This window comes from Alteraurantiacibacter buctensis (genome assembly GCF_009827655.1).
GTDB classification, from domain to species: Bacteria; Pseudomonadota; Alphaproteobacteria; order Sphingomonadales; family Sphingomonadaceae; genus Alteraurantiacibacter; species Alteraurantiacibacter buctensis.
Window position 1 is genome coordinate 279,902 of the sequence record NZ_WTYV01000005.1, and the last position, 18,063, is coordinate 297,964.

Consider the following 18,063-nt stretch of genomic DNA (forward strand, 5'->3'; position numbering starts at 1 on the left):
GGCTGTTCCGGACCGAAAGCAAGAGGCCGCCCCCGCAACGGGGCGGCCTTTTTGCACCCGTCGTCCCGTTTGCGGGAACAGTCCCGCCTCCCGTCGGTCAATCGATCACAAGGAGGCCGATCCCATGTCCATTATCGAAATGATCCGCGAGCACCCCGATGTGGGTGCCGATTTCAACCCCGACCTGGCCCAGGCGGTGAAACACGCCATGTACTGCTCGGCCATCTGCAATTCCTGCGCCGATGCCTGCCTCGCCGAGGAAATGGACATGGCCCAGTGCATCCGCATGTGCCTGGACTGTTCGGATATCTGCCAGGCGCTGAGCTGGGTGGCCGCCCGCCGCACCGGGGGCGACGTGCCGACCATCAAGTCGCTGCTGGAAACCTGCGTGCTGGTGTGCCGCCTGTGCGCCGAGGAATGTGAAAAGCACGATCACGACCATTGCCGCCGCTGTGCCCGGATGTGCCGCGAGTGCATGGAGGATTGCGCCACGGCGCTGGAAGGCATGAACCAGGCCGCATCGGTGTAAGCCCGACAGGTTCCCGCAGCAGAATATTACCCAAACTTCCGCTTTGCGCGCTACCAGACCGGCCAGTCTGGAAGGGATCGCAAGCAGTTGCTGATACAGGGGTGCGCGACCAGGTCGAAGCGATGGTGGCAACCATGCCCTACCGGCTGCCCCTTGGCCGATGGCGCCTATCCGCAGGAATGAGCGGCGGGCGGCACCGCAGGCATTCGCGATTATGCATTTGCGGGAAAGCGTGCTACACGCTGTTCCGCTGACGTCGAAAACTGCGACGGACTTCGGCATTTGACTTTGCCCGGCGCTTCGGCATCGCGGCTTCGACCAGACGGCGACTTCCTTTCACTTGACGATTTGACGCACGACCGCGCGCGGCACTTCCGCCGCGCGAGGACACTCGTTCTTGAAAGGAACCCATCATGGCCATCAACGGCACCGTAAAATTCTTCAACGCCGAAAAGGGCTATGGCTTCATCCAGCCCGATGACGGATCGGCCGACAGCTTCGTGCACATCACCGCCGTGCAGGCCGCCGGTCTCGCCACGCTCGATCGCGACCAGCGCATCAGCTACGAGATCGAGCAGGGCCGCAACGGCAAGGCTTCGGCCGTGAACCTGCAGCCGGCAGACTGATTTACCGTGTTCCCCCTCTCCCCACGGAGAGGGGGCGCATGCGACCGGAAAGGGTCCGCATGAACCAGACATTCGCCTTCTATGACGCCCGCGCCCAGGAAAGCGCGACCGAAGCCGCCGCCGCCAAGCTGGACATGGTACGCGAGCGCTGCCTGCGGTCGGAAAAGACCTGGCGCACCCTGGCCGACCAGGCCCTGCGGGTGCAGGCCGAACGCGCCAAGGCAGAGATCGCCAAGAGCGAGCGGCAGGAAAACGAACGGCGGGACGCCGAACGCATCGCCGACGAAGCGCGCGAAGACGCTCTGCTCGATGCCGAGCTGCTGCAGCAGGCAGCCGGGAACCACCCGGAAAACTGACGGTCGACGCGGCGGCTCAGGCCGCCTTGCGCGCCTTTTCCAGCTTCTTGAGCGCCATCGAGCGCTTGAGGCGGCTGAGATGGTCGATGAACAGCACCCCGTTCAGGTGGTCCATCTCGTGCTGGATGCACACGGCCATCATGCCGTCCATCTGCTCTTCGTGCACGTTGCCGTCCAGGTCCTGCCAGCGCACGCGGCACATGGCCGGGCGGTCCACATCGGCATAGATATCGGGCACCGACAGGCACCCTTCCTGGTAGGTCTTCAGCTCGGCCGACGGGTCGAGGATCTCCGGGTTCACGAAGATCCGTGGTTCCTTCTTCGTCGGCTGGTGATGATGGTGGTGGCCATCGTGGTCGCACGGCTCCGGCTCGGCATCCTCGTCCTCGGGTTGCAGGTCGATCACCAGCAACCGCAGCGGAATGCCCACCTGGATCGCGGCGAGGCCGATGCCGTGGGCATCGTACATCGTCTCGAACATGTCGTGGACGAGGATCTTCAACTGGTCGTCAAAGGTATCGACCGGCTTGGACACGGTCTTCAGGCGCGGATCGGGCGCTTCGATGATGGGGAGGATGGCCATAATCTCGGCCATATAGGCGCGGGGATCGGTTTCCTCAACCCACCGGCCGCCGCGCCCGCAGCGCCTGCGCCAAGGTGCCTTCGTCCAGATAGTCCAGCTCGCCCCCCACGGGCAGGCCGTGGGCAAGCTGGGTGATCCGCACCGGGAAACTTTCCAGCTTTTCGGCGATGTAGTGGGCGGTGGTCTGCCCTTCCAGCGTGGCGTTCATCGCCAGCACCACCTCGTCGATCCCCCCGGCCGCCACCCGCTCGATCAGCCGGTCGATGCTGAGGTCTTCCGGCCGCACCCCATCCAGCGCGGACAGCTTGCCGCCCAGCACGTGATAGCGGCCGGTAAACAGCCTGGCCCGGTCCAGCGCCCACAGGTCGGCCACGTCCTCCACCACGCACAACGCGCGCTGGTCACGGCGGGGATCGGCGCAGATGGCGCAGGGGTTCTGCGTGTCGACATTGCCGCATACATCGCATTCGGCCAGCCGCTCGCGCACTTCGGTGAGCGCGGCGAGGAGCTGCACCAGCGCAGTCTCGCGCCGCTTCACCAGCCACAGTACGGCCCGCCGCGCCGAACGCGGGCCAAGGCCGGGCAGCTTGGCCAGGGCGGATGCCAGGGTCTCGATCTCTTGCGATGCCATTGCCCGACGGATAGGGCGAAGCGAAGCAAACCGGAAGCTGTCAATGCGCATCATCTTCATGGGAACCCCCGATTTCGCAGTGCCCGCGCTGCGGGCGCTGGTGGCGGCGGGGCACCAGGTGATCTGCGCCTATACCCAGCCCCCCCGCCCCGGCGGGCGGCGAGGCAAGGAACTGACGCCCACGCCCGTTCACAAGGCGGCGGAGGAGCTGGACATTCCCGTGCGCCACCCCGTCAGCCTGAAGGGCGCGGAGGAGCAGGCGGCATTTGCCGCACTGGGGGCCGATGTGGCGGTGGTGGCGGCCTATGGCCTGATCCTGCCCCAGGCGGTGCTCGATGCGCCGAAGCACGGCTGCCTCAACATCCACGGTTCGCTGCTGCCCCGCTGGCGCGGAGCCGCCCCGGTGCAACGGGCGATCCTTGCGGGGGACGCGGAGACCGGCGTTGGCATCATGCAGATGGCGGCGGGCCTCGATACCGGCCCCGTGCGGCTGGAAGGGCGCACGGCGATTGACGGCAAGACTGCGGGCGAATTGACTGCCGAGCTGGCCGACATGGGCGCAGCGCTGATGGTGCAGGTGCTGGCGGACCTTCCTGCCCATCACGCCGTCGAGCAGCCGACCGAGGGCGTGACCTATGCCCACAAGATCGACAAGGCCGAGACGCGGCTGGATTTCAGCCAGAGTGCCGCGCAGGTTGAACGGCAGATCCGCGCCTTCCATCCCGCCGCCTGGTTCGAACTGAACGGCGAGCGGTTCCGGGTGCTGGCAGCCGAAGTCCTTGAAGGCGGCGGTGATCCCGGCATGACGCGGGACGATGCCCTCACCATCGCCTGCGGCAGCGGCGCCATCCGCCCCACCCAGGTCCAGCGCGCCGGCCGCCCCGCCATGCCCACGGCGGACATGCTGCGCGGCCTGCCCATCCCTGCCGGAACGCGCCTGAATTGACCCGCTTCGCCCTCACCCTGGAGTTCGACGGCGGCCCCTTCATGGGCCTGCAGCGGCAGGATCACGGCCCCAGCGTGCAGCAGGCGGTGGAGGAAGCCGCCTTCCGCGTGACCGGCGAGGAGGTGCGGATGCACGCCGCCGGGCGCACCGACAGCGGGGTTCACGCGCTGGGCATGGTGGCGCATATCGAGGTGGACAAGCCGTTCGACGCCTTCCGCCTGATGGAGGCATTGAACCATCACCTGAAACCTGATCCCGTGGCCGTGCTCGATTGCCGGGTGGTGGCGGACGACTGGCACGCCCGCTTTTCCTGCATCGGCCGCGCCTACGAATACCGCATCGTCAACCGCCGCGCGCCACTGACGCTGGACAAGGGCAAGGCGTGGGCTGTCACCCGCCCGCTGGATGCCGAAGCCATGCACCGCGCCGCGCAGGCGCTGGTGGGGTTGCACGATTTCACCACCTTCCGCTCCGTCCACTGCCAGGCGCAGAGCCCGGTAAAGACGCTCGATTCGCTGACCGTCAGCCGCGCGGGTGAACAGGTAATCGTCCGGACCGCCGCGCGCAGCTTCCTGCACCACCAGGTCCGCTCCATGGTGGGCACCTTGGCGCTTGTGGGCCTGGGCCAATGGGCCGAAGATGATGTGGCCGCAGCGCTGGCCGCAAAGGACCGCGCCGCGCTGGGCCTCAATGCCCCGCCCGACGGGCTCTACTTCGTGCGGGCGGTCTATCCGGGAGACGAATGATGACCACCACTGGCCGGCAATTGCGCAGCACCCTTGCGGACGACGGCGTGCTGACGCTGGAACTGGTGACGCAGGACTTTCCCCAGCCCACCGGCAACATGGTGCTGGTGCGGATGGAAGCCGCGCCGATCAACCCCAGCGACCTGTTCCTGCTGACCGCCGGGGCGGACCTTGCCAATGCCGAATACACCCCCGGCAAGGTGGTCGCCCGCCTGCACCCGCAGGCCGCCGCGGCGCAGAAGGCGCGCATGGGGCAAAGCCTGCCGGTGGGTAACGAAGGGGCCGGCACGGTGATTGCGACCGGCGAAACCGACATGGCCCGCGCCCTGATGGGCCAGCGGGTCGCCTGCGTGCCCGGCCATGCCTATGGCGAATATGCCCTGTGCGATGCCGCCATGTGCCTGCCGCTGGGCGATCATACGGCAGAGGAAGGTGCCTCCAGCTTCGTCAACCCGATGACCGCGCTGGGCTTTGCCGAGACCGCGCGGATGGGCGGGCACAAGGCGCTGGTCCACGCCGCCGCCGCCAGCAACCTGGGGCAGATGCTGGTGCGGATCTGCAAGGAAGACGGGCTGGGCCTGGTCAACATCGTCCGCAAGCCCGAACAGGCCGAACTGCTGCGCAAGCTGGGCGCCGAGTACGTGGTCGACAGTTCCCAGCCCGATTTCGAGGCCGCGCTAGCCGCTGCCATTGCCGCCACCGATGCCTTCATAGGCTTTGACCCGATCGGCGGCGGAACCACCACCGACACCTGCCTGCGGGCAATGGAACGGGTGGCGGCCAGCCGCCTCACCACGTTCAACCGCTATGGCTCCAGCCACCCGAAGGTGATGTACATCTATGGCCGGCTCGACACCGGGCCGACCATCCTGACGCCCAGTTACGGCTTCGGCTGGAGCGTGGGCGGCTGGCTGCTCACCCCGTTCCTGGAAGCCGCCGGGCCGGAAGTGATCGGCCGGATGCGGACGCGGGTGCGCGCCGGCCTCACCACCACCTTCGCCAGCAACTACAAGCACAAGGTCAGCCTGGACGGGATGCTGACGAAGGCAGCGATGACGGACTATGCGCGCATGGCAACGGGCGAAAAATATCTCGTGACCATGTGACGGCCGGGTGATGACCGCTGTTGCGCGGGGCGCAACCGGTCTTGCAATCATCGCATTGGGCAAATCGCGCCACCTGCGGCAGCATGGCATGGCCAGACACGCTCTGGCTCAGAACACACAGGGGAAGATCCAGGAAGGCGGAAACGACACCATTCAGGACAAGGATACTACCGTCATGAAGAAGTTCCTCTCCGCCGCCGTTGTTGCCATGCTCACCGCCATCGCCGCCACGCCGCCCGCCATGGCGGACGATTTTCGCGTCGAGGTGAGCCACGCCGGCCTCAACCTCACCAATCCCGCCGATGTCGCCGTGGTCGAACAGCGGATCGATGCCGCAGTGGCTGCCGCCTGCACCGATGCCGCCCGCATCACCGAGCGGGCTGCCTGCATGACCACGCTGAAGACCCGGGCGATGAGCGTGCTGCAACGCCGCGCCCGCCTGGCCGCGACCTATACCGGCATGTCCGCCTCGCGCTGATCGGCCGCCCGTAACGAAAGGGGGCTACGGACGGCCTGTCCGGAGCCCCTTTTTGCTGCCTGTGGCCCGTTAGGGTTCGGGCGGTGGTTGCGCCGTGGGGGAGACACGCACCCCGCCCTCGTCCAGCCGGATATCCAGCCCCACGCCTTCCACATTGGTGCTGATCGTCGCCCCGCTGCTGTCCACCGACAGGCGGGTGGCGCCGTCCTCGGTCAGCGGAATGTCGTCCAGCCCGTCCACGTCCTGCGGCTGCACCGGCCCGCCGGGATCGGCCGAGGCACTGGGGCGCGGTGCCGGGCGGCGGGTTTCGCCCAGCGCCCCGGCCATGAAATCGCGCCAGATGCGCGCCGGGGTAGTGCCGCCGGAGACGCCGTTCAGCGGGCTGTTGTCATCGTTGCCGATCCACACGCCCACCACCAGCCGGTTCTCACCGCTGCCGGCATAGCCCACGAACAGCGCATCGCGGTTGTCCTGCGTGGTGCCGGTCTTGCCGAAGTTGGGCCCCTGCAACATGGCCGCGCGCCCCGTGCCGCGATTGATCGCGCGGCGCAGCATCGTTTCCATGTCCTCGTGCTCAGTGCCCGATAGACTGTCCGGCCCGTTCCACAGCCAGTCCCACCAGCCCTGCTCCTCCTGCACGAAGGCATGTGGCTGCACGGGGAAGGAATTGCCCGCCACCCCGGCATAGGCTGCCGTCAGTTCCAGCAGCGTCATCGTGCCCGTGCCCAGCGCCAGCGAGGGATCGCCCGCAGCCAGCGGCGAGGTGACGCCCAGGTCGCGCGCGGTGGCAATCACGGCATCATCGCCCACCTCCTGCATCAGGCGCACGGCGGCCACGTTGCTGCTTTGCGCGAAGGCATCCTCCAGCGTGATCGAGGTGCTGTAGGTGCCGTTGGCGTTGCGCGGGCGATAGGAGCCCTGGGTGATTTCCGAATTGTCGATGATGTCGCCCGGCTCATACCCCGCCCGCAGCGCCGCCAGGTAGACGAACAGCTTGAAGGTGGAACCCACCTGCCGCCGGGCCTGCGTGGCGCGGTTGAAGGGGCTGTCGGCATAGTCGGTGCCGCCGATCATCGCCACCACCTCGCCATTGGGGCGCATGGCCACCAGCGCCACCTGGCTGCCGCGCGGGGCCTGGGCGGTGGCGCGGCGGGCCAGGGCCTGCAACCGCGAATCGAGCGTGGTGGTCAGCGTCTGGCTGGCATAGCTGACCTCACCCCGCGCGCGGGCCTGCGGCAGCGCCCAGTCCGCAAAATAGGTGCCGGTGGGCAGGTCATCCCCCAGCCGGCGCACGTCCAGCGCGGGCACCGGCATGGCATCGGCCTGCGCTTGCGTCAGGAAGCCGGCCGCGACCATCGCGTTCTTGACCAGCCGCATCCGCTCTGCCGCTGCCTCGGGGTTGCGCGTGGGGGCCAGGCGGCTTGGCGCCTGCAACAGGCCGGCCAGCATGGCCGCCTGTTCGGGCCGCAGGTTCTCCGGCTGGCGGTAGAAATAGTGCAGCGATGCCGCGCGCAGGCCGTACTGGTTATCACCGAAATAGGCGTTGGAGAGATAGCGCTCCAGGATCTCGTCCTTGCTCAGCTGCGCTTCCAGCCAGAAGGCGATCAGCGCCTCGCGCGCCTTGCGGGTGAGGGTCTGCTCGGGGGTCAGGAAGGTGAACTTGGCCAGTTGCTGGGTGATGGTGGAACCGCCGCCCACCCCGGTCCAGGCAGCGCGGGCAATGCCGCGCGGGTCCACGCCCCAGTGGCTGTAGAAGCGCCGGTCCTCGATGGCGAGGAACGGCTGGATCACGTGTTCGGGCAGGTCCGCCACCTTCACCGGCTGGCCCACCACCGCCCCGTTGCGGGCAATCGGCGTGCCGTCGCTGGCCAGCAGCGTGATCTCGGGCGCGGCAATGGGGGCGAGCGACTTGGACAGCGGCGCGGTCACCGCCAGGTAGGCCACCAGCAGGAAGAAGGCCATCAGCGCGGCCGCAACTCCGCGCACCGCCCACCACAGCTTGCCGCGCTTCGGCTTGCCCGGTTCGGCCAGCGGTGGCTGCTCCGCCCCCTCCCACGTCGGCTGGACCGGAGGGACCGGTGGCGGAGGAGGCCCGGCCTGGCCCGAACCGGCGTATTGCGGGTGCCACGGGGCATCGTCCAGCACCGAGCTGACCTCGCCCGGAGCCCAGTATCCACCTTTGTCAGCCCGCTTCGACCGCAACCAGTCCATGACGGCTGTGTTATCCTCTTAATACAGCGATGGCCAGCCCCTATTGCCGTTTGCTAAAAGCAAAATCGGCTGGTGACGAGCGCAAACATCCGTGTCATGTTCCAGCTTAACAGGGCCAGAAGGCTTGGAGAGGATAATGCGAAAATTGCTTGCCGCTGCGGCGGTACTGGGCGCCTTGGGCGTGGCGCCCCTGGCCAGTGCCCACCATTCGTTTGCCATGTTCGATCGCACCCGCACCGCCACCATCAGCGGGACCGTGCGAGAATTCCAGTGGACCAACCCCCACGCCTATATCCAGGTGACCGTGCGCGAGGGGAACCGCGACGTGGAATATTCGCTTGAGATGGGCGCGCCGATGTATCTCTATGCCCGCGGCTGGCGCCCGCGCACGCTGCGCCCCGGCATGCAGGTGGCGGTGGATTACAACCCCTTGCGCAACGGTTCGCCCGGCGGCGTGGTGCTGGATGTACGCAACGCGCAGGGCCAGCCGGTGGGGACCAACCGCGAATGATGCGCGCCGCCATTGCCGTGGGCCTGCTGGCCGCCGCCTTTGCCGTCCCTGCCCCTGCCCTTGCCGAACACCACGACGAGGTTGACGCCCGGAACGAGGCCTTTGCCGCCCTGCCCTACTGGCCCGGCTACTGGGTGTCGGAAGACCAGGCGGGAACCACAATCACCGGGCTGGCCCCGGCGGCCACGGCCTCCAGCGGCAGTTCCTTCTCGGTCAACATCATGTCGCTGCGCGGTGATAACGCACCGTGGAATGAGGAGGGCCAGCGACGCCGTGCGGATGTGCGCGCCCGGGCCGGCGGGCGCAAGGCCACCGGCTGGGGCTATCCGATGATGATGAACTCGGCCACGCCGCTGCGCTACCTGATCACGCCGGAAGAAACCATCATCATCAATTTCTACAACGAGGCACGCTACATCTACACCGATGGCCGCCCGATGCCTGCCGAAGAGGACATGTGGCCCACCACCTATGGCACCTCCATCGGCCGCTGGGAGGGCGATACCCTGGTGATCGAGACGGTGATGGTGGAAGACCCCTCGGCCTTCTTCCACGGTTCGCCCCCGTTCTCGGAAGAAGCACGCTATGTCGAGCGCATCCGCCTGGACGGTGATCGCCTGATCAACGAAGTGACCGTGACCGATCCCGTGACCCTGACCGGACCCTGGACCGTGACGATCGCCCATGTGCGCGATCCCGGCTTTGACCGGCAGATCATCCTGCCCTGGGACAATGACCGCACCGGCAACGAGGACGGTCTCAACACCATCGAACTGGCCCCTGTGGAGTGACCGCCGTGAAATCCCTGCTGACCCTGCTGGCCGCCGCTTCGGCACTTGCCCTCACCCTTCCCGCCGCCGCCCAGTCGCTCGAACCGGGCGAAGTGGCCAGCGACGTGCCCGCCATCACCGGCGTCACCACCGGCGAGGCGGAGTGGGAGAAGGTCTGGTCCGGCCCGATGGCGGCCGATGGCATGTCGGTCACCCCCGATGGCCTGCTGCTGTTCGCGCAGGAGCAGAGCAACGCGATCTGGAAGCTGTGGCCCGATGGCCGCTCGTTCGTGGAAGTGCCCTACGTGCTGGGTGCGGGCGCGGTGTCGGTGGCGGCTGACGGGTCGATGCTGGCGGTGGAGCGCGGCTGTTCCGACCCCGGCCTGATGCAGCTCACCTGCGAACGGCGCAGCGCCGTGGTGCAGCTTTCGCCAGAACGCAAGGTCATCGCCGATGCCTTTGCCGATGGTTCCACCCTGGGCCGGCTGAACGACCTTTATGCCGACGGGCGCGGCGGGGCCTGGTTCACGCAAGGGGCGCTGTATCACACCACGGCAGACGGCACGGTCACCACCGTCGCCACGATGGAGCGCTTCTCCAACGGCGTGGTCACCAGCCCGGACGGGCGCGTACTCTATGTCACCGATGGCACCACGATCCGCGCCTATGACATTGCGACTGATGGCAGCCCGTCGAACGCCCGCGTGTTCGCCCGCCTGGCCCGCGATACGCAAGGGTTCGGGGGTGACGGGATGGAAGTGGACGCTGCCGGGCGGCTTTATGTCACCGGCGATGCGGGGGTCTATATCTTCGCGCCCGATGGCACCGAACTGGGCGTGATCCCCACCCCGCGCCGCTCGATCACGCTGGCGCTGGCCGGACCGCAGAGGAACGTTCTGTACATCGGCACGATGGGCGCGGCGACCCCGGCGGGCGACCTGTGGGCCCCACCCCACGGCGAGCGCAACATCGCGATGACGATCTACCGCATCCCCGTGCTGTCACGCGGCGTGCGGTAACCACCATCGTCACCCTGAACTTGTTTCAGGGTCCATTCCTCGTTTGACGCGGATGGCCGTTGAGCGGGGCAAACCTTTCGGCCGCCCTGAACAAAACCCTCCGCTTTGGGCCGCAAAATGGATCCTGAAACAAGTTCAGGATGACAAGGACTGCGTGCCTAAGCCGCCCGCGCCTGGGCCATCAGGTGTTCCAGCACGGCCTCGTGCATCGCCTGTTCGAAGGCGATGCCGGCCTGCTCGTCCTCGACCCAGGCGATGCTGGCGGGCTGGAATGACAGGCCGGGCAGCTTCACCAGCACCCGCTCGCCCACTTCGCCGCCCCAGCGCTTCAGGTCCACCAGGCAACCGCCGGGGGACAGGTCGAGCACGTCCAGGTCCACCGTATTGCCCGCCTTGAAGCGGCACTTGACTTGCAGTTTGTGAACGAGATCGGCCAGGCGAGACGGCATGCATTCCAATTCCGGTGGCGGCCCGTCGGCGGATGGCCGACGCGGGCGAGTGAGTGGCGCCATCCGTGGTGTGGAGCGCGCCCGGCCAACACGGCTTCAACAAACGGCGTGAACGCGCCGGTAAGGAATGGCTTCCCGCTCAGCTCCCCGGCGTGCGCGGGAAGATGCGGCCGAAGAATTCGCCCTCGTTCCACGCGGGCCGCTGCGCCTGGTTGGCAATGTCGCGGGCAATGGCAAAGTTGGCCGCCGTGAAGCGGGCCAGCGCGGTGAAATCAACCAGGTCGGCGTGGTCGCTCGCCCGGTGATAGTGGTTGGCCAGGAAGTCCTTCTGCGCCTCCTCGCCGCCGTTGGCCCAGCCCAGGTCCAGGTTCACCGCCGGGATGCCGTTGCGGACATAGGAATACTGGTCCGACCGGGTGTAATAGCCCTGCTCCGGCGCGGGATCGGGGCTGAAGGTCAGCCCGCCGCCGGCCACCGCCGCTTCCACCGCGGGGTAGAGGTTGGACCGTTCCGCCCCCATCGCCACCACGTCGGCAAAGGGATAGGTGACGATCGGCATGTCGAGGTTGACGTTGGCCACCACCTGCCCGGCGGGAACGGTGGGATTGGCGGCGTTGTAGCTGCTGCCGATCAGGCCCTTCTCCTCCGCCGTCAGCGCCACCACCAGCACCGAGCGGCGGGTGCCCGCCGTGCTCAGCAGGCGGGCCACTTCCAGCAAGGACGAGACGCCCACGGCATTGTCCATCGCGCCGTTATAGATCTCGTCGTCCCCTTCCTCGTCGGTGGGGCGGATACCTTCGTGGTCGAGGTGGGCGGTGAGCACCAGGTACTCGTCAGCCAAGTCCGGATCGCTGCCGGGGATCAGGCCGATCACGTTGGGGCTGTCCATCCGGCTGAACGTGCTGGCCCAGCTCACCCGCGCCGTGCGGCCCAGCGGGAAGGCGGGGACCAGCGCCTCGTCGGTCTGCTCGGCGGCTACCAGGTCGTCATAGTCGAACTCGTGCCCTGCCAGCAGCGCGCGGCCCAGCTCGGCGGAAATGCTGCCGCTGAACAGCAGGCCGGGGCTGGTGCTGAACGGGGTGCCGTCGGGTCGTACCCACGTCATCCCCACCGAGTGGTTGGCCCCCTCGATCACCCGCTCCCACGATTGCACGCCTTCGCGCTGCGGGGTCCACACCAGCAGCAGGCCGATCGCACCGCGTGCCGCCACCCGTTCGGCAATGGAACTGCGGTAATGCGCCGCCTCGTCGGACGAGAGATTGCGCGGGCCGCCATAGGCGCGCACGGCGATCTTGCGGTTCAGGTCCACCCCGTCGAGGTCGTTGCGCCCCGGCAGGTCCAGGCCATAGCCCACGAAGACCAGCTCCGCCTCCACGCTGCCGCTTTCCTGCATGGCGCTGCCCGCCAGGGTCAGGTCGGTGCCCAGCCGGAACTGCTCCAGCCCGTCGATGGCGATGGCATTTCCTTCCTGCGCCCGTTCCACCCGCAGCAGCGGCACGGCCTGGAAATAGGTGCCGTCATCCCCGCCACCCCGCAGACCCATCGCGGCCATGCGGCCCGCGACATAGCCCGCCGCCCGTTCGTGCCCGCGGGTGCCGGCTTCGCGGCCCTCCATGTTGTCGTGGGAGAGGATCGTCACGTCACGCTGGATGGCAGCGGAATCCACCTCCTGTGCGGCAAGCGGGGCGGCAAAAACGAAGGCAACACCGCACAGCGCGGCGGAAAGGCGGTTCATGGTTGGTGAGAGTCCCGTTTCGAATGAAAGCACATGCCTAGCCGCGCGCGGGCGCGCGGGGCAAGCGATCCTTCGACGAACGGCTGACGCCAGCGGTCTGGCGGCAGGCTTACGCCTTGGCCACCACGCTCTCGGGCAGTTCCTTGCCGAACACGCGCTGGTAGTATTCGGCCACCAGCATCCGTTCCGCCTCGTCACACTTGTTGAGGAAGGTGAGGCGGAAGGCAAAGCCCGGATCGTGGAAGATCTCGGTGTTCTCGGCCCAGGAAATCACCGTGCGCGGGCTCATCACCGTGGAGATATCGCCGTTGATGAAGCCCTGGCGCGACAGGTCCGCCACGCGAATCATGTCCGCCACCAGCTTGGGATCGAGGCCGGTCTTGGCGCCCACGATCTCGCGCTCGGTCTCTTCGGGCAGGTAGTTGAGCGTGGTGACGATGTTCCAGCGGTCCATCTGGCCCTGGTTGATCGCCTGCGTGCCGTGATAAAGCCCGCTGGTATCGCCCAGGCCCACCGTGTTGGCGGTGGCGAACAGGCGGAACCACGGGTTCGGCCGGATCACGCGGTTCTGGTCCAGCAAGGTCAGCTTGCCTGCCTGTTCCAGCACGCGCTGGATCACGAACATCACGTCGGGCCGGCCGGCGTCATACTCGTCGAACACCAGCGCCACCGGGTGCTGTAGCGCCCAGGGCAGCAGGCCTTCGCGGAACTCGGTCACCTGCAGGCCATCGCGCAGCACGATGGCGTCGCGGCCCACCAGGTCGATGCGGCTGATGTGCGCGTCCAGGTTGATGCGGATGCACGGCCAGTTAAGGCGCGCGGCCACCTGCTCGATATGCGTGCTCTTGCCGGTGCCGTGATAGCCCTGCACCATCACGCGGCGGTTGTGGGCAAAGCCCGCCAGGATCGCCAGCGTGGTATCGGGATCGAACACGTAATTCGGATCGATATCGGGCACCCGGCCATCAGCCTGGCTGAAGGCGGGGACCTTCATGTCGATATCGACCCCGAAGGTGCCGCGAACGTCGATTTCGGTATCCGGGGCGGCAAGCAGCGTGCCGGACTGGTCGGTGGTGCTGGTCATGTCATTCATCTCGTGGCCGTGCCTATACGGGGGCGCATTGGCCTGCAACGGTAAAGGCGCGCAAGCGGTGCTTTCGGGTCAGGACCCTAACCCACCTTGGGCGGCAGGCTGAACAGGGCGGCAAAGCGCTGCCACTGCTTCGTGTCCCCCTCGATCACCAGGCCGGGCAGGTCGGAGGCCGGAACACCGGCATAGATCGTGGCCGCCACCAGCGCGGCATCGGGCGCGCGGACCACGATCTGCGCGCCCGCCACCGGCTCGCGCGTGATCGGCAACTTGCGATCCTCCAGCCGGGCGCGGAACTCCTGGCCGGCCACGGCAAAGCCCACGTCGGCGCTCTTGCCCTTGGCCGCCTTGCGATCAAGCATGGTCCGCAGAGACAGCATCAGGCTGACGGGCGAAAGCGGCAGGCGCGGATCGTGGATGGGCGAGCGGGCGGCCCAGCGGCCCATTTCCTGGATCATCGGTTCGGCCATCAGGCCCCAGGGCGTCAGCTCGTACACCTGCGTGCCGCGCGCCGGAGGCGGCAGCACGGCCCGGGCCACCACGCCGGCCTGCTCCAGCCCGGCCAGCCGCTCGGTCAGCACCTTGGCGGAAATGCCCGGCAGCGCGGCCTTCAGGTCCGAAAAGCGCAGCGGCCCGAACATCAGCTCGCGCAGCACCAGCAGCGCCCAGCGCTCGCCCACCACCTCCAGTGCGAAGGCGGTGCCGCATGCATCATCGTACCAGCGTCCGTGTAAGCGACCGTGGAGAATTTCTTTTTGTAACTCCATAGTTGCTTTTAGTAACTGCGAGGGTCACGCTTGGCAAGTTCCGAGTTGCGCAGGAAGGCGACGCTGGAGAGGATCAAGCCCATGCCCAAGATGATATTCGTGAACCTGCCGGTGACAGACCTGGCCGCATCGGAGCGGTTCTATGCCGCCATCGGCTTTGCCAAGAACCCCGCCTTCAGCGATGACAGGGCGATGTGCATGGTGTGGTCGGACACGATCTTCGTGATGATCCACAGCGAGGGGAGCTGGCGCCGCTTCACCCAGGCCCCCCTACCTGCTCCCGAGGCCAAGGGCATGATGCTGGCCATCAACCTCGACAGCCGCGACGAGGTGGACGCTCTGGTCAAGGTGGCCGGGGCCAGTGGCGGCACGGCCGACATCAACCCACCCGCAGACCACGGCTTCATGTACCAGCGCAGCATTGCCGACCCTGACGGCACCATCTGGGAGCCGTTCTGGATGGACCCGGCCTTCGCCAGCGGCGAACCCATGCCGGAGGACGCACAATGACCGGCGCTCCCCTCCCCGTCCTCACCGTGTTCGACTGGGTGCCCGAACTGGTCCGCGGCCTCGTCCGCGACCTCAGGGTGCGTTGGGCGTTCGAGGAGCTGGGCCAGCCCTATGCGGTCGAAAAGGTGCAGGCACGCGGAGCCAAGCCGGCCGATTATGTGCAGCGCCAGCCGTTCGAGCAGGTGCCCGCCCTGGCCGATGGCGATCTGCACATCTTTGAAAGCGGGGCCATGCTGCTGTATCTGGCGGAGAAACACGGCGGCCTGCTGCCGGCCGATCCGCAAGCCTGCTGGACCGCCAAGAGCTGGCTGTTTTCCGCCTTCAACAGCGTGGAGCCGGTGTGCACCCGCATGTTCGGCTATGCCGTGTTCTTTGCCGATCAGCCGTGGGCCGCCGGGGCGCGCGAACCGGCGGAAGGGCTGGCGAAGCAGCGCCTGAAGCGCCTCGCCGCCGCGCTGGACGGCAAGGACTGGCTGGCCGGCGAGTTCTCCATTGCCGACATCGCCATGGTCACCGTCCTGGAAAACCTTCGGCCCACCGGATTGGTGGAACAGGAACCCGCCGTCGCCGCTTACGTGGCACGGGCCAAGGCGCGCCCGGCCTATGCCAAGGCCTATGCCGACCAGTTGGCCGATTACGACGGGCAGCCGTTCACCATGTGACGCTGCCACACTGGAGGAGGATCATCATGTACGTGCAAGGTTTCGTCATCCCGGTGAAGGATGAGAACAAGGACGCCTATCGCAAGGTGGCAGAGGACTTCTGGCCCATCGTGAAAGACTATGGCGCCCTATCGCAGGTGGAGTGCTGGGAGGAGGACGTGAAGGACGGCCAGCACACCGATTTCCGCCGCGCCGTGGCCGCCGAGGCGGGCGAGAAGGTGGTGTTCAGCTGGGTGCTGTGGCCGGACCGGGCCACCTGCGATGCCAGCCACGAAAAGCTGATGCAGGACGAGCGGATGAAGGCCTTTGGCGACGAGATGCCGTTCGATGGCAAGCGCATGATCTTTGGCGGGTTCAGCCCGATCTTCTGGGGGGATGCCAAGCAATGACCGGCAGCTTCATCTGGTACGAGCTGATGACGCCCGATCCCGCCGGGGCCGCTGCCTTCTATGGCGCGGTGGCCGGTTGGACCATCGCGCAGCACGGTAACGCCATGCCCAACGGCAGCGAATACCGCATGATCGGCCGCAGCGATGGCGGCAATGCCGGCGGCGTGCTGACGCTGACCCCGGGCATGGCCCAGATGGGCATGGAGCCGGTCTGGATCGGCTACATCCATGCACCTGACCTGGACCAAGCGGTCGCCCGGTTGCAGGCTGGCGGCGGCACGGTGCACATGCCGGTGACGGACATGGGCGTGGGCCGGATGGCGATGGTGTCCGACCCGTGGGGCGCCACCTTCTACCTGATGGACCCGGTGCCTCCTGCCGGGCAGCCCGATGCCGTCAGCGACGTGTTTGCCGACAAGCCGCAGCACATGCGCTGGAACCAGCACTGGTCACCCGATGCCAGGGCCGCCGCCGCCTTCTACGCCGATCTCGTCGGCTGGCGGCAGGACGGCGGCATGACCATGCCCGACGGGCGCGACTATCTGTTCGTCCATGCCGGCGACGTGGCCGTGGGCGCGCTGGGCACCATGCTGCCCGAAGGGCGCGGGCCACGCTGGGAATTCATCCTGGGGGTTGAGGACATCGATCGCGCGGTGGCGGCAGTCGCAGCTAAAGGGGGCACGGTGGAGGGCGAGATCGGGCAAGTCCCCGGCGGCGACTGGTCGGCCAGCATCGTCGATCCGCAAGGCGCGCGCCTCGGGCTTGTCGGACCACGCAAGGAGTAGCCACCATGACAAGGGCCCGAATCTGCCTGTGGTATGACAGCGGCGCGCTGGACGCCGCGCGGTTCTATGCCGCCACCTTCCCCGACAGCGCCGTGGGCCAGTGCGTCTATGCCCCGGGTGACAACCCCTCCACCCCCGCAGGCGCGTTGCTGACGGTGGACTTCACCGTGCTGGGCCTGCCGGTGCTGGGCCTCAACGGCGGCCCGCACTTCGCGCCGAACGAGGCGTTCAGCTTCTCGGTCATTACCGAGGACCAGGCCGAAACCGACCGCTACTGGAACGCCATCGTGGGCAACGGCGGGCAGGAAAGCCAGTGCGGCTGGTGCAAGGACCGCTGGGGCATATCCTGGCAGATAACCCCGCGCGTGCTGACGGAGATGTACGACCACCCCGATCCCGCCGCGCGCAAGCGGGCCTTCGATGCGATGATGGGCATGGGCAAGATCGACGTGGCGACAATCGAAGCTGCGCTGGCGGGAGAATGAGACATGCTTGAACTGCACGGACACCTGTTCTCCAGCTACACCTGGAAGGCGCTGATCCCGCTCTATGCCAACGGCACGCCGTTCACCTTTGTGCCGATGGAGGATGGCAAGCCGCTGCACCAGCAGTTCTGCGGTCGGGTGCATCCTGGCGGGCACATCCCGGTGCTGGTGGACGATGGCAAGGTGATCGTGGAGGCGACCACCATCGTCGAGCACCTGGCCGTCCACCACCCCGGCCCCGCCCCGCTGATCCCCGCCGATCCGGCAGCGGCGGTAGCGGCGCGGATGATCGACCGGGTGTTCGACAATTATGTGATGGGCAACATGCAGCGCGTCGTCTCGGCCCACTTCATCAGCCGCGACCGCCCGGAAATGGGCCTGCGCGAGGAGCCGATTGCCGAGGAGGTGGCGGCGGGGAAGAAGCGCCTCAACCAGGCCTATGACTGGCTGGAAACCTGGCTGGGCGAAAACACCCTGCCCCCGCACACCAGCCTGGTAACCTGTGCCGCCGCGCCCAGCCTGTTCTATGCCGACTGGGTGGAACCCATCGGCCCTGCCCGCCCGCGCCTCGGCTCCCTACGCGCCGAGCTGCTGGCCCTCCCGCCGGTAAAGCGCTGCGTGGACGATGCCCGGCCTTACCGTCCTTATTTTCCCCTTGGCGCGCCGGACCGCGATTGAC

General features: G+C 67.3%; 23 protein-coding genes. 16 read left to right on the forward strand and 7 right to left on the reverse strand.

The window, feature by feature from the left end; all coding sequences use genetic code 11:
• The first annotated feature begins 124 nt into the window (after window positions 1-124).
• From GRI99_RS13535 to GRI99_RS18515, 3 genes are all read left to right on the forward strand, one after another.
• Window positions 125-529, forward strand: coding sequence for a four-helix bundle copper-binding protein (locus GRI99_RS13535; RefSeq protein ID WP_160772568.1), 405 nt, complete (start codon window positions 125-127; stop codon window positions 527-529).
• Window positions 530-942: 413 nt separating this feature from the next.
• Window positions 943-1,155: a cold-shock protein gene (locus tag GRI99_RS13540; protein WP_160772569.1), complete on the forward strand. Its 213-nt coding sequence runs from the start codon at window positions 943-945 to the stop codon at window positions 1,153-1,155.
• Between the two features lie 59 nt (window positions 1,156-1,214).
• The gene (locus GRI99_RS18515; RefSeq protein WP_202393096.1) at window positions 1,215-1,511 is read left to right on the forward strand and encodes a hypothetical protein; all 297 of its coding nucleotides are present in this window, start codon (window positions 1,215-1,217) and stop codon (window positions 1,509-1,511) included.
• A 16-nt stretch (window positions 1,512-1,527) separates the two neighbouring features.
• Here GRI99_RS18515 and def read toward each other — a convergent pair whose 3' ends face one another.
• A complete protein-coding gene (gene def / locus GRI99_RS13545; protein WP_160772570.1) occupies window positions 1,528-2,094 on the reverse strand; it encodes a peptide deformylase in 567 nt (188 codons plus the stop codon).
• A gap of 34 nt (window positions 2,095-2,128) precedes the next feature.
• Window positions 2,129-2,725: a recombination mediator RecR gene (gene recR, locus GRI99_RS13550; protein ID WP_160772571.1), complete on the reverse strand. Its 597-nt coding sequence runs from the start codon at window positions 2,723-2,725 to the stop codon at window positions 2,129-2,131.
• A 43-nt stretch (window positions 2,726-2,768) separates the two neighbouring features.
• Between recR and fmt the strand changes: the two genes are divergently transcribed.
• The 4 genes from fmt to GRI99_RS13570 all read left to right on the forward strand — a co-directional run bounded on the left by fmt (window position 2,769) and on the right by GRI99_RS13570 (window position 6,001).
• Window positions 2,769-3,671 (forward strand): methionyl-tRNA formyltransferase, encoded by a 903-nt coding sequence (fmt, locus tag GRI99_RS13555; RefSeq protein WP_160772572.1) that lies wholly within the window; start codon window positions 2,769-2,771, stop codon window positions 3,669-3,671.
• Window positions 3,668-4,417: a tRNA pseudouridine(38-40) synthase TruA gene (gene truA / locus GRI99_RS13560; RefSeq protein WP_160772573.1), complete on the forward strand. Its 750-nt coding sequence runs from the start codon at window positions 3,668-3,670 to the stop codon at window positions 4,415-4,417. The genes fmt and truA overlap by 4 nt, the downstream gene beginning before the upstream one ends.
• On the forward strand, window positions 4,417-5,523 hold the full coding sequence (locus GRI99_RS13565) for a zinc-binding dehydrogenase (protein ID WP_160772574.1): 1,107 nt from the start codon (window positions 4,417-4,419) through the stop codon (window positions 5,521-5,523). The genes truA and GRI99_RS13565 overlap by 1 nt, the downstream gene beginning before the upstream one ends.
• Before the next feature lie 175 nt (window positions 5,524-5,698).
• On the forward strand, window positions 5,699-6,001 hold the full coding sequence (locus GRI99_RS13570; protein ID WP_160772575.1) for a UrcA family protein: 303 nt from the start codon (window positions 5,699-5,701) through the stop codon (window positions 5,999-6,001).
• 69 nt (window positions 6,002-6,070) lie between these two features.
• Here the strand turns inward: GRI99_RS13570 and GRI99_RS13575 are convergent, their stop codons facing one another.
• Entirely contained in the window at window positions 6,071-8,212 is a 2,142-nt protein-coding gene (locus GRI99_RS13575) for a transglycosylase domain-containing protein (RefSeq protein ID WP_160772576.1), read from the reverse strand.
• A gap of 136 nt (window positions 8,213-8,348) precedes the next feature.
• On the opposite strand from GRI99_RS13575, the gene GRI99_RS13580 reads away from it, so the two are divergent.
• From GRI99_RS13580 to GRI99_RS13590, 3 genes are read left to right on the forward strand one after another with little or no spacing between them, the layout of a single operon-like run.
• Window positions 8,349-8,723 (forward strand): DUF6152 family protein, encoded by a 375-nt coding sequence (locus GRI99_RS13580; protein WP_160772577.1) that lies wholly within the window; start codon window positions 8,349-8,351, stop codon window positions 8,721-8,723.
• Window positions 8,720-9,514, forward strand: a complete 795-nt coding sequence (locus GRI99_RS13585) for a hypothetical protein (RefSeq protein ID WP_160772578.1) — start codon at window positions 8,720-8,722, stop codon at window positions 9,512-9,514. Before GRI99_RS13580 ends, GRI99_RS13585 begins: the two co-directional genes overlap by 4 nt.
• Before the next feature lie 5 nt (window positions 9,515-9,519).
• Window positions 9,520-10,512: an SMP-30/gluconolactonase/LRE family protein gene (locus tag GRI99_RS13590; RefSeq protein ID WP_160772579.1), complete on the forward strand. Its 993-nt coding sequence runs from the start codon at window positions 9,520-9,522 to the stop codon at window positions 10,510-10,512.
• A 158-nt stretch (window positions 10,513-10,670) separates the two neighbouring features.
• Here the strand turns inward: GRI99_RS13590 and GRI99_RS13595 are convergent, their stop codons facing one another.
• The 4 genes from GRI99_RS13595 to GRI99_RS13610 form a co-directional block, all read right to left on the reverse strand.
• Window positions 10,671-10,961, reverse strand: coding sequence for a PilZ domain-containing protein (locus tag GRI99_RS13595; RefSeq protein ID WP_160772580.1), 291 nt, complete (start codon window positions 10,959-10,961; stop codon window positions 10,671-10,673).
• Between the two features lie 139 nt (window positions 10,962-11,100).
• Window positions 11,101-12,696: a M28 family peptidase gene (locus GRI99_RS13600; protein ID WP_160772581.1), complete on the reverse strand. Its 1,596-nt coding sequence runs from the start codon at window positions 12,694-12,696 to the stop codon at window positions 11,101-11,103.
• A gap of 109 nt (window positions 12,697-12,805) precedes the next feature.
• Window positions 12,806-13,789: a cobaltochelatase subunit CobS gene (gene cobS / locus GRI99_RS13605; RefSeq protein ID WP_202393097.1), complete on the reverse strand. Its 984-nt coding sequence runs from the start codon at window positions 13,787-13,789 to the stop codon at window positions 12,806-12,808.
• Between the two features lie 77 nt (window positions 13,790-13,866).
• Entirely contained in the window at window positions 13,867-14,553 is a 687-nt protein-coding gene (locus tag GRI99_RS13610; RefSeq protein ID WP_160772582.1) for a winged helix-turn-helix transcriptional regulator, read from the reverse strand.
• An 81-nt stretch (window positions 14,554-14,634) separates the two neighbouring features.
• Here GRI99_RS13610 and GRI99_RS13615 point away from each other — a divergent pair, with 81 nt between their 5' ends.
• From GRI99_RS13615 to GRI99_RS13640, 6 genes are read left to right on the forward strand one after another with little or no spacing between them, the layout of a single operon-like run.
• Entirely contained in the window at window positions 14,635-15,063 is a 429-nt protein-coding gene (locus tag GRI99_RS13615; protein ID WP_160772583.1) for a VOC family protein, read from the forward strand.
• Entirely contained in the window at window positions 15,060-15,725 is a 666-nt protein-coding gene (locus GRI99_RS13620; RefSeq protein WP_160772584.1) for a glutathione S-transferase family protein, read from the forward strand. Before GRI99_RS13615 ends, GRI99_RS13620 begins: the two co-directional genes overlap by 4 nt.
• Before the next feature lie 26 nt (window positions 15,726-15,751).
• Window positions 15,752-16,114 carry a DUF1428 domain-containing protein gene (locus tag GRI99_RS13625; protein ID WP_202393098.1) on the forward strand — a complete coding sequence of 121 codons (363 nt, stop codon included), beginning with the start codon at window positions 15,752-15,754 and terminating at the stop codon, window positions 16,112-16,114.
• On the forward strand, window positions 16,111-16,899 hold the full coding sequence (locus GRI99_RS13630; protein ID WP_160772585.1) for a VOC family protein: 789 nt from the start codon (window positions 16,111-16,113) through the stop codon (window positions 16,897-16,899). The genes GRI99_RS13625 and GRI99_RS13630 overlap by 4 nt, the downstream gene beginning before the upstream one ends.
• 5 nt (window positions 16,900-16,904) lie before the next feature.
• Window positions 16,905-17,384 carry a VOC family protein gene (locus GRI99_RS13635; protein ID WP_160772586.1) on the forward strand — a complete coding sequence of 160 codons (480 nt, stop codon included), beginning with the start codon at window positions 16,905-16,907 and terminating at the stop codon, window positions 17,382-17,384.
• 3 nt (window positions 17,385-17,387) lie between these two features.
• On the forward strand, window positions 17,388-18,062 hold the full coding sequence (locus tag GRI99_RS13640; protein ID WP_160772587.1) for a glutathione S-transferase family protein: 675 nt from the start codon (window positions 17,388-17,390) through the stop codon (window positions 18,060-18,062).
• The last annotated feature ends 1 nt before the right edge of the window (window position 18,063 follow it).

What these genes read in the sequence shown, in the direction of transcription:
- GRI99_RS13640 (WP_160772587.1), top strand. Translation starts at nt 17,388, where the DNA reads ATGCTTGAACTGCACGGACACCTGTTCTCCAGCTACACCTGGAAGGCG.
- fmt (WP_160772572.1), top strand. Translation starts at nt 2,769, where the DNA reads ATGCGCATCATCTTCATGGGAACCCCCGATTTCGCAGTGCCCGCGCTG.
- GRI99_RS13620 (WP_160772584.1), top strand. Translation starts at nt 15,060, where the DNA reads ATGACCGGCGCTCCCCTCCCCGTCCTCACCGTGTTCGACTGGGTGCCC.
- recR (WP_160772571.1), bottom strand. Translation starts at nt 2,725, where the DNA reads ATGGCATCGCAAGAGATCGAGACCCTGGCATCCGCCCTGGCCAAGCTG.
- GRI99_RS13535 (WP_160772568.1), top strand. Translation starts at nt 125, where the DNA reads ATGTCCATTATCGAAATGATCCGCGAGCACCCCGATGTGGGTGCCGAT.
- GRI99_RS13570 (WP_160772575.1), top strand. Translation starts at nt 5,699, where the DNA reads ATGAAGAAGTTCCTCTCCGCCGCCGTTGTTGCCATGCTCACCGCCATC.
- GRI99_RS13580 (WP_160772577.1), top strand. Translation starts at nt 8,349, where the DNA reads ATGCGAAAATTGCTTGCCGCTGCGGCGGTACTGGGCGCCTTGGGCGTG.
- GRI99_RS13565 (WP_160772574.1), top strand. Translation starts at nt 4,417, where the DNA reads ATGACCACCACTGGCCGGCAATTGCGCAGCACCCTTGCGGACGACGGC.
- GRI99_RS13630 (WP_160772585.1), top strand. Translation starts at nt 16,111, where the DNA reads ATGACCGGCAGCTTCATCTGGTACGAGCTGATGACGCCCGATCCCGCC.
- GRI99_RS13600 (WP_160772581.1), bottom strand. Translation starts at nt 12,696, where the DNA reads ATGAACCGCCTTTCCGCCGCGCTGTGCGGTGTTGCCTTCGTTTTTGCC.
- GRI99_RS18515 (WP_202393096.1), top strand. Translation starts at nt 1,215, where the DNA reads ATGAACCAGACATTCGCCTTCTATGACGCCCGCGCCCAGGAAAGCGCG.
- GRI99_RS13595 (WP_160772580.1), bottom strand. Translation starts at nt 10,961, where the DNA reads ATGCCGTCTCGCCTGGCCGATCTCGTTCACAAACTGCAAGTCAAGTGC.
- GRI99_RS13625 (WP_202393098.1), top strand. Translation starts at nt 15,752, where the DNA reads ATGTACGTGCAAGGTTTCGTCATCCCGGTGAAGGATGAGAACAAGGAC.
- GRI99_RS13540 (WP_160772569.1), top strand. Translation starts at nt 943, where the DNA reads ATGGCCATCAACGGCACCGTAAAATTCTTCAACGCCGAAAAGGGCTAT.
- GRI99_RS13615 (WP_160772583.1), top strand. Translation starts at nt 14,635, where the DNA reads ATGCCCAAGATGATATTCGTGAACCTGCCGGTGACAGACCTGGCCGCA.
- def (WP_160772570.1), bottom strand. Translation starts at nt 2,094, where the DNA reads ATGGCCATCCTCCCCATCATCGAAGCGCCCGATCCGCGCCTGAAGACC.
- GRI99_RS13585 (WP_160772578.1), top strand. Translation starts at nt 8,720, where the DNA reads ATGATGCGCGCCGCCATTGCCGTGGGCCTGCTGGCCGCCGCCTTTGCC.
- GRI99_RS13610 (WP_160772582.1), bottom strand. Translation starts at nt 14,553, where the DNA reads ATGGAGTTACAAAAAGAAATTCTCCACGGTCGCTTACACGGACGCTGG.
- cobS (WP_202393097.1), bottom strand. Translation starts at nt 13,789, where the DNA reads ATGAATGACATGACCAGCACCACCGACCAGTCCGGCACGCTGCTTGCC.
- GRI99_RS13635 (WP_160772586.1), top strand. Translation starts at nt 16,905, where the DNA reads ATGACAAGGGCCCGAATCTGCCTGTGGTATGACAGCGGCGCGCTGGAC.
- GRI99_RS13575 (WP_160772576.1), bottom strand. Translation starts at nt 8,212, where the DNA reads ATGGACTGGTTGCGGTCGAAGCGGGCTGACAAAGGTGGATACTGGGCT.